Source organism: Nocardioides antri (assembly GCF_008373765.1).
In the GTDB taxonomy this organism is placed as follows: Bacteria; Actinomycetota; Actinomycetes; order Propionibacteriales; family Nocardioidaceae; genus Nocardioides; species Nocardioides antri.
This window is the reverse complement of sequence record NZ_VUJW01000010.1, coordinates 309,200-316,785: the sequence shown is the minus strand read 5'-3', so window position 1 is coordinate 316,785 and position 7,586 is coordinate 309,200. Positions and strand designations below refer to the sequence as shown.

Annotated in this window: 7 protein-coding genes; 3 read left to right on the top strand and 4 right to left on the bottom strand. The window is 71.5% G+C overall.

Translation table 11 applies throughout. The features are described from left to right. Nucleotides 1–181: 181 nt before the first annotated feature. Genes F0U47_RS17325 through F0U47_RS21335 form a run of 4 tightly spaced genes read right to left on the bottom strand, consistent with a single transcriptional unit; the run spans nt 182 to nt 4,139 of the window. Nucleotides 182–997, bottom strand: coding sequence for a DUF1353 domain-containing protein (locus tag F0U47_RS17325; protein ID WP_149751709.1), 816 nt, complete (start codon nt 995–997; stop codon nt 182–184). Nucleotides 998–1,032: 35 nt separating this feature from the next. Further along, the gene (locus F0U47_RS17320; protein ID WP_149751708.1) at nt 1,033–1,800 is read right to left on the bottom strand and encodes a matrixin family metalloprotease; all 768 of its coding nucleotides are present in this window, start codon (nt 1,798–1,800) and stop codon (nt 1,033–1,035) included. Between the two features lie 10 nt (nt 1,801–1,810). Further along, the gene (locus tag F0U47_RS17315; RefSeq protein ID WP_149751707.1) at nt 1,811–3,820 is read right to left on the bottom strand and encodes a thioredoxin domain-containing protein; all 2,010 of its coding nucleotides are present in this window, start codon (nt 3,818–3,820) and stop codon (nt 1,811–1,813) included. 43 nt (nt 3,821–3,863) lie between these two features. Beyond that, the gene (locus tag F0U47_RS21335) at nt 3,864–4,139 is read right to left on the bottom strand and encodes a hypothetical protein (RefSeq protein WP_188111398.1); all 276 of its coding nucleotides are present in this window, start codon (nt 4,137–4,139) and stop codon (nt 3,864–3,866) included. Nucleotides 4,140–4,196: 57 nt separating this feature from the next. On the opposite strand from F0U47_RS21335, the gene F0U47_RS21330 reads away from it, so the two are divergent. The 3 genes from F0U47_RS21330 (at nt 4,197) to F0U47_RS17300 (ending at nt 7,583) form a co-directional block, all read left to right on the top strand. Beyond that, a complete protein-coding gene (locus tag F0U47_RS21330) occupies nt 4,197–4,835 on the top strand; it encodes a TetR/AcrR family transcriptional regulator (protein ID WP_188111397.1) in 639 nt (212 codons plus the stop codon). A gap of 118 nt (nt 4,836–4,953) precedes the next feature. Further along, the gene (locus F0U47_RS17305) at nt 4,954–6,468 is read left to right on the top strand and encodes an NAD(P)/FAD-dependent oxidoreductase (protein ID WP_149751705.1); all 1,515 of its coding nucleotides are present in this window, start codon (nt 4,954–4,956) and stop codon (nt 6,466–6,468) included. Next, complete coding sequence (locus F0U47_RS17300) at nt 6,465–7,583, top strand: hypothetical protein (RefSeq protein ID WP_149751704.1); 1,119 nt, start codon at nt 6,465–6,467, stop codon at nt 7,581–7,583. Before F0U47_RS17305 ends, F0U47_RS17300 begins: the two co-directional genes overlap by 4 nt. The last annotated feature ends 3 nt before the right edge of the window (nt 7,584–7,586 follow it).

The following is a 7,586-nucleotide window of genomic DNA, read 5'->3' as shown; positions in this document are numbered from 1 at the left end:
CCCGCCGGAGAATGGCTGGCCGACCCCACCGGCACGCACGGCCCCCAGGCCCGCCACCCGCCCGAACAGTAGCCCCCCCGCCCGGCACCCCCCCTCGGGCGGGGCCATCGTCATGCCCAGCTGGTTTCGAGGCTCGGCGCCGGCCGGGCTGGTCCGCCCCTGCCGCCCCTGCCGCCAGGGGTCACGCGGTCCCGCTCAGGGCTAGCGTGAAGACCAGGCTGGCGACGATCACGAGCGCCGTGACATGGAGGAGTACGGCGAGCGCGACCCCCGTCATCGCGCCGGCGATCGCGAACCTGCCCCACGTCAGGCCGAGCAGCAACGGGACAACGATCGCACCCGCCAGCCCGCCGGCCAGCTCCGTGACGAACCCGCGGTCGGCGCCCATCCACGGCAGCCAGGCCACGACGTCGAACAGGTCCAGGGTGGCGATGATCCCGAGGCCGGCGACGCACAGCAGGGTGCCGAGCGCGGCGACCTGGTAGCGCAGGTGTCGGGCCCGGGACCAGCTCTCGGAGCCGTGCCGGATCGTCCCGAGCGTGACCGCCGACCACACCAGCCAGCGCCGGATCAGCGGGATGTAGCTGTCCCGCATCGCCCGGCGGAACACCAGGTCGGCGGCGACCCGGTCGATCGGGTCGGCGTCGGGCGGGTACCTCGTGGCGACGTAGTCCCTGCCGCCGACGAGCCCGTCGTGGATCAGCGCGGCAGGCAGGTGGGCACCGGTCTTGGGCACCAGCCAGGTGAGCAGCCCGGGGACCGAGGCGAAGTCGGTGTCGAAGGTGTCGAGGTCGGCCGGCACGAGGATCTCGCCGTACTCCTCGTCGTTGTAGGCGATCCGCCGCAGCATCCGGAACGACTCGCGGGCCAGGCCACCGGAGGACCTCTCGACCCGTTCGAGCATGACCTTCGCGCGGAGGTCGGGGCGCGGCCGCCCGCCGGGCAGGCCACCGTCGTAGAACGCGGCCGGGTGCGGCGTCGTGGGCGCGAGCTCCATGTGGCGATTGTGGCGGTGCGGGAGGCGCTACGGCGTCAGGCGCACCTGCCCTCGCCGAGCCGGACCAGGCCGTTGAGGTCGCCGATGCCGAACTCGTCCATGCCGATGTTGTCGGCGAACATCAGCTCGTCGGGCGAGGCGACGTGGTCGAGGCCCACCAGGTGACCGAGCTCGTGGAGGAGGATCGCCCGGCTCTCGCCGCCGTCGCCGAAGACCGAGTCGAGCTCCTCGAACGCGTCGGCGTCGAGGGTGACGCCGCCGGTGACGTAGCGGTGCCAGCCGCCGGGGTTGACCTCGACCGCGAGTGCGCCGCCGATGCCCGCGACGTCGTCCTCGAGCTGCGGCACCTCGCTCTCGGTCGCCCACGCGATCAGGACTGGCTGGTGCCGACCGATCGACGGCACGAACGCCCGGTCCCACTCCGGCCGGCGATCGGTGCGGCCGTCGTAGACGAACGACAGACCGGTGTAGTGCGCGACGACCTCCACGGCGTCGGCGACGAACTCCTCGGCCTCCTCCGCGTCGAACGGCGAACCGTCGGGGTTGATCTCGTAGTGGATCTCGTCGCACGGGTCCCACGCGACCGGCTCCTCGGGGTCCCCCGGCTGGTGGGCGAGGAAGGCATGGGTGCCGCCCTTCGGCACGTCCGCCGGGTCACCCAGCCGCTCGTCACCGATGCCCAGCAACCGGCGCAGCCCGGCCGGGCCGTCCGCAGGGGCCCACAGGATGATCGCGCCGAGCACGACCACGCTGACCAGCAGCGCGACCCCCGAGCGCCATCGCTCGCTGAGCGGTCGGCTCATCGCGGGGTCGTCATCCGAGCTCGTCCGGTGAGGTCACCGGCCGCTCGCACACGAACCCGCGGCAGACGTAGGCTGCCGGCTGGCCGTCGACCGGGGTTCGCCCGGCGAGGAGGGGTACGGCGTCGCTCGCCTCGTCGGCCACGACCACGACCGCGCCGGGGAGCCTGCGCGCCCGGTCGGCGAGGGCGTCCCGGTCCGGGCCGGCCGGACCGACGACCGCGACCTCGAGCGGCCCGTCGAGCATGGTGTGGGCGGCGGCCAACGACCAGCCGGCGAACCGGGGCGCGCGCTCGGCCAGGCCGGCGGCCGTCGCAAGGGCCTGCTCCGCGGCATCGCGGTAGTGGCCGTCGCCGGTGAGCGCGTGAGCGGTCACCAGCGCGTGGACCATCGCGCTGAAGCCGCTGGGTGACGCGTTGTCGCCGGGATCGCGCGGGCGGGCGACGAGCGCCTCGGCTTCGCGGTGGGTGTCGAAGAACCCGCCGTCGTCGGCCCGGAAGCCGTCGAGGGCGGTGTCGAGGAGGGCGGTGGCCAGGGTCAGCCAGCGGGCGTCACCCGTCGCCTGGACCAGGGACAGGAGACCCGACGCGACGCAGCCGTAGTCCTCCAGCACGCCGGCATGCGGTCCCGCGACGCCGTTGCGGGAGACCCGGAGCAGCCGGCCGTCCTCGAGGTGGATGCGCTCGATCAGCTCGGCCGCGGCGACCGCGGCGTCGACGTACGCCGGCTGGCCGAGCAGCAGGCCGGCGTCGCAGAACCCGCTGATCGCGAGACCGTTCCAGGCGGCGACGACCTTGTCGTCCAGGCCCGGCCGCGGGCGCTGGTCGCGCACGTCGAGCAGGCGCGCCCGGACGTCGGCCAGGCGTGCCCGGTCCGACTCGGCGGACGGGAAGTGCCGCAGCTGCAGCGTCGACGTGCCGTGCTCGAAGGTGCCGTCGGCGGTCACCGAGAACAGATCGGCCGCCCACGCGCCGTCGCTCTCGCCGAGCGCGTCGACGAGCTGGGCCGGGGTCCAGACGTAGAACGCGCCCTCGACGCTGCGGCCGGTCTCCGGATCGGGGCTGTCGGCGTCGAGGGCCGAGGCGAAGCCGCCCTCGGGCGTGCGCAGCTCGCGCAGCAGGAAGTCGGCGGTCTCGCGGGCGACGCGATCCCCCGCTTCCGTGCTCAGGCGGGCGTAGAGCCCGAGCAGCTGGGCGTTGTCGTAGAGCATCTTCTCGAAGTGCGGCACGACCCATCCGCGGTCGACGGAGTAGCGGGCGAAGCCGCCGCCGAGCTGGTCGTACATGCCGCCGCCGGCCATCGCCGCCGTCGTCCGGGCGAGCATGTGGCGCGCCTGCTTCACGACCTCGTCGTCGCTGCTCTCGGTGGTCGAGCTTGTCGAGACCCGTCGCAGGAACTCCAGCACCATCGTCGGCGGGAACTTGGGAGCGTTGCCGAACCCGCCGGCCATCGGGTCGAACTCCTTGGCCAGCGTCGCGACCGCGCCGTCGAGCAGCTCCCGGGACATCGCGCCGGACGGCAGGTCGCCGGTCATGGCAAGGTGCTCGCGCAGCTGGCCGGCGACGCGTCGTACCTCGTCGCCCCGGTCGCGCCAGGCCTCGCTCAGCGCGGCGAGCACCTGCCGGAACGACGGCGACCCGTGCCGCGGCTGGTCCGGGAAGTAGGTCCCGGCGAAAAACGGGGCGCCCTCGTGGTCGAGCACGACCGTCATCGGCCAGCCGCCGTGACCGGTCATCGCCGTGGTGGCCTGCATGTAGACCGCGTCGACGTCCGGCCGCTCCTCGCGGTCGACCTTGATGTTGACGAAGTGATGGTTCATGTAGGCCGCGGTCGCGTCGTCCTCGAACGACTCGTGCGCCATCACGTGGCACCAGTGGCACGCGGCGTACCCGATGCTCAGCAGCACCGGCACGTTGCGCGCCCTCGCCTCGGCGAACGCGTCCGGCCCCCACTCCCACCAGTCGACCGGGTTGTCCGCGTGCTGGAGGAGGTACGGCGACGTCGCGTCGGCGAGACGGTTCACAACTTCCGATTGTCCCCCTGCCGCCCAAGCCGGGCGCGGTGAGCTACCCGCGCAACAGGTACGGCATGTCGAACTCCTGGAAGCTCAGCGGGGGACCGCTCCCGAGACCGAGCTGCTCCACCGCCGGCTGCAGGCGCTCGGCGAAGAAGCGCTCGGAGTCCTCCTTGCTCTCCCACACGTCGAGGCTGTGCACGCCGCGCTCGCTCGGACCCCCTGCGTGGACGATGAGCCCCTTCACCGGGGCGTCGCCGATGAGCTCACCGAGCTTCATGTGGGTGTCGAGATCGACGTCGAACTCCATCAGAACTGCATATGCCATGACCGTCTCCTTTTACATAGAGTCTTACTCTATTCATTAGACTGCTACTCTAGTGACGTGGCTGTCAAGAGGTCGTACTCATCCGCCAAGCGCAAAGCCCAGGCCCGGGAGACCCGCCGCGCGATCCTCGACGCGGCGCACGAGCTCTTCGTCTCGACGGGGTACGCCGCCACGACGATCCAGGCGATCGCCGAGCGAGCCGGAGTGGCCGTCCAGACGGTGTACGCCGTGTTCGGGAACAAGCGCGAGCTGTTGCGGCAGCTCATCGAGAGCACCATCACCGGCGACGACGACCCCGCCCCCGTCACGGAGCGCGCCGAGGCGGAGGCGGTCGCCGCCGAACCCGACGCCCGACGGCGCGCCGAGCTCGACGCCGCCATCAGCGTGCAGATCAGCCAACGCGTGGCGCCCATCGTGCGGGTCGCCGAGGAGGCTGCGGCCTCGGATCCCGAGCTGGCCGCGATGATGGAGGTGGTCAAGGCGGCTCGCCGGGAGGAGATGACCGCCTCGGCGAGGCTCGTCGGCGGTCCCGACGGCCTGCGCCTGAGCCACGAGGAGGCCGCGGCGACCCTCTACGTCCTCTACAGTCCGCAGGTCGCCGGCATGCTCATGGGTGACTACGGCTGGTCCCCCCAGCGCTACGAGAGGTGGCTGGCGCGGATGATCCTGCAGGCCGTCATCCTCGGCGCCGACTGACCGGGCTCGAGGAGCCGCGTCAGCCCAGCCCGCCCCGACCCACTGCGGCATGGCCGTTGACAACTGACCACTTCATTCATACATTCATCCAGACTTTGTATGAATGAATGGAGACGTCATGAGCCTGGGCAGAACAGCCGTCGTCCTCGGTGGGAGCATGGCCGGCCTGTGTGCCGCGGGTGCACTCGCGCCCCACTTCGACGAGGTGCTCGTCCTCGAGCGGGACGAGCTGCCGGCCGGCGCCCAGCACCGCCGCGGTGTGCCGCAGAGCAAGCACCCGCACTTCCTGCTGAACTCGGGTCGCCGCGCGATCAGCGAGCTCTTTCCGGGGTTCGAGGAGGACCTGATCGCCGCCGGGGGGCTCCACCTGATGCCGTCGATGGACGCCGCCTACCTCGAGGGTGCCGGCTGGGCCTCGCGCAAGCAGTCGTCGATGACGATGGTCTACAGCTCACGCATCCTGATCGAGCGGGTGCTGCGCGACAAGGTGCGCGAGGTGAGCAACGTCGTCATCCGCGAGGGAGTGTCGGTGCGCGGCATCGAGACGGCCGACGGCGGCACCGCCCGAGGTCGGGTCTCGGGCGTGGTCTTCTCGACCACCCCCGGCGGCGAGGAGCGGATCGACGCCGACCTGGTCGTGGACGCGATGGGCCGGGGGTCGTCGGTCGCCGACTGGCTGGTGGAGGCCGGGTGGGCCGAGGTCCCGGTGCAGACGCTCGACGCGAAGGTCACCTACACCTCGCGGTGGTACGACCTCCCCGCTCCCCAGGACCGGCCCGCGTCCTGGTGGTGGCAGCACCTGGTGCTCATGCCGACGCAGGACAAGGGCGACCACCCGCCCGAGCACGAGTTCCTCGTCAACTTCTTCCCCATCGAGGGCGGCCGGACGATCGCCTGCATGGGCTCCTGGGGGATCGACATGCCCCGCACGACCGAGGACTTCGTGGCGTCGGCCGAACGGGTCCGGACCCCGCTGTTCGCGGCCGCCATGGCCGAGTGCGAGCCGGTCTCGGACGTCCACCTGACCCGCTCGACCGGCAACAAGTGGCGCCGCTACGACCGGCTCCCCGAGGTCCCGGCGGGCATCGCCTTCATCGGGGACTCGATCTGTGCCTTCAACCCCTTCTACGCCCAGGGCATCAGCTCCGCCGCAGGCTCGGCGCTGATCCTCAGGGCGCACCTCGAGGCGGCGACCGCGTCCGGCGAACCCCTCGACCAGCGGTTCTCCCGGAAGTTCCTCGCGGAGCAGCGCACCTGGCTCAAGGTCCCGTGGGGCATGGCGATGGCGCGCGACCGCGGCTACGAGTGCGCCACCGGCACCGAGACCCTCCCGGCGTGGCAGCGAAAGATCCTCGCCTCGATGACCTGGCCCGCGTTCAACCTCATCACCGGGGCGGCCCGCGAGGACGCGGTGGTCGACGAGCACTTCGCGCGCGTCTTCAACCTCGACGAGTCGTTGGGCGACATGATGAGGAACCCGCGGGTGCTGGCCGGGCTCCTCCGCTTCAAGGTCAACTCGCTGCTCGGCCGCAACAAGGTGCCGTTCGGGTTCGACGCGCAGCACGAGCCGCCGGGCACCGACTGGACCCCCGGGGTGGTGGAGCACCCGGCCGCGTTGGCAGGCAGCCGATGAGCACGACGTGCGAGGAGGCCGCGGAGCGCCTCACCCGCAACCTCGGGTTCGACTGCCACGACGTGAGCCCGGTCGTCTCGGTACGCAACCCCTTCGACCTCGCCAACGGCACGATGCCGGTCCTCGAGCTGGTGATCATCGCGGGAGCGGTGTGGGCGCTGGTGCACGCCGTACGACGGCTGCGCGCGGGCGACCCGGTCAACCTCGCGATCTGGTGCGCGTCGCTGATCTACCTGTTCGTCACCGAGCCGCCGTTGTACTTCCCCGAGTGGTTCGGCCTGGACGAGCAGTACGGCTTCATCTTCGCCCACAACGTGTTCACCGTGCAGTTCATGTGGGACCGGCTGCCGCTCTACATCATCGCGATCTACCCCGCGCTGAGTCAGCTCGTCTACGAGGTGGTCCGGGTGATGGGGGTGTTCAAGCACCGCGGAGCGCTCGTGGGCTCGGTCCTGGTCGCCTTCGTCTGCCAGGTCTTCTACGAGGTCTTCGACCAGCTCGGCCCCCAGCTGAAGTGGTGGGGGTGGAACGACGCGAACGTCGAGGTGAACCATCCCGCCCTGGCATCGGTGCCGATGAACAGCATGCTGCTCTTCGCCTCGGTCTCCTTCGGCGTGATGACGTTCCTGGCCGTCAAGCTGGCCGGGTCGAAGACCCCCGACGGCGGACCGCGTCGCGGGTGGTCCCTCACCTGGCGGATCGCCGTGGCCGGCGTCCTCACCCCGCCGTCGATGGCCCTGTTCGGCATCCCGTCCGCCGTGTTCGGCGGCGAGACGCCGAACGTCACGGCTCAGGCATGGGTGCTGGGGATCGAGCTCGGACTGGTGTGGCTGGCCGGCCTCTGGATCCTGGTCGACCACGTCCGGCGTCGCGACGTCGAGCCCCCGGAGCCGATGACGCCGTTCGCCCGCATCTACCCCGTCGTCTACCTTGGCGCGATGGCGCTCCTCTGGCTGGTGGCCCTGCCCGACTTCCTCGACGCCGAGAACGGCATGACCAGCGACGGCACGCGGGTGGGCAGCGGCTGGTACACGGTCGTCTCCTTCGCGGCAGCGGCAGCGGTCCTCGCTGTGCTTCACTCCGCGCGGCGGCGTGCTCCGGTCGCGGTGGGCTGAGCG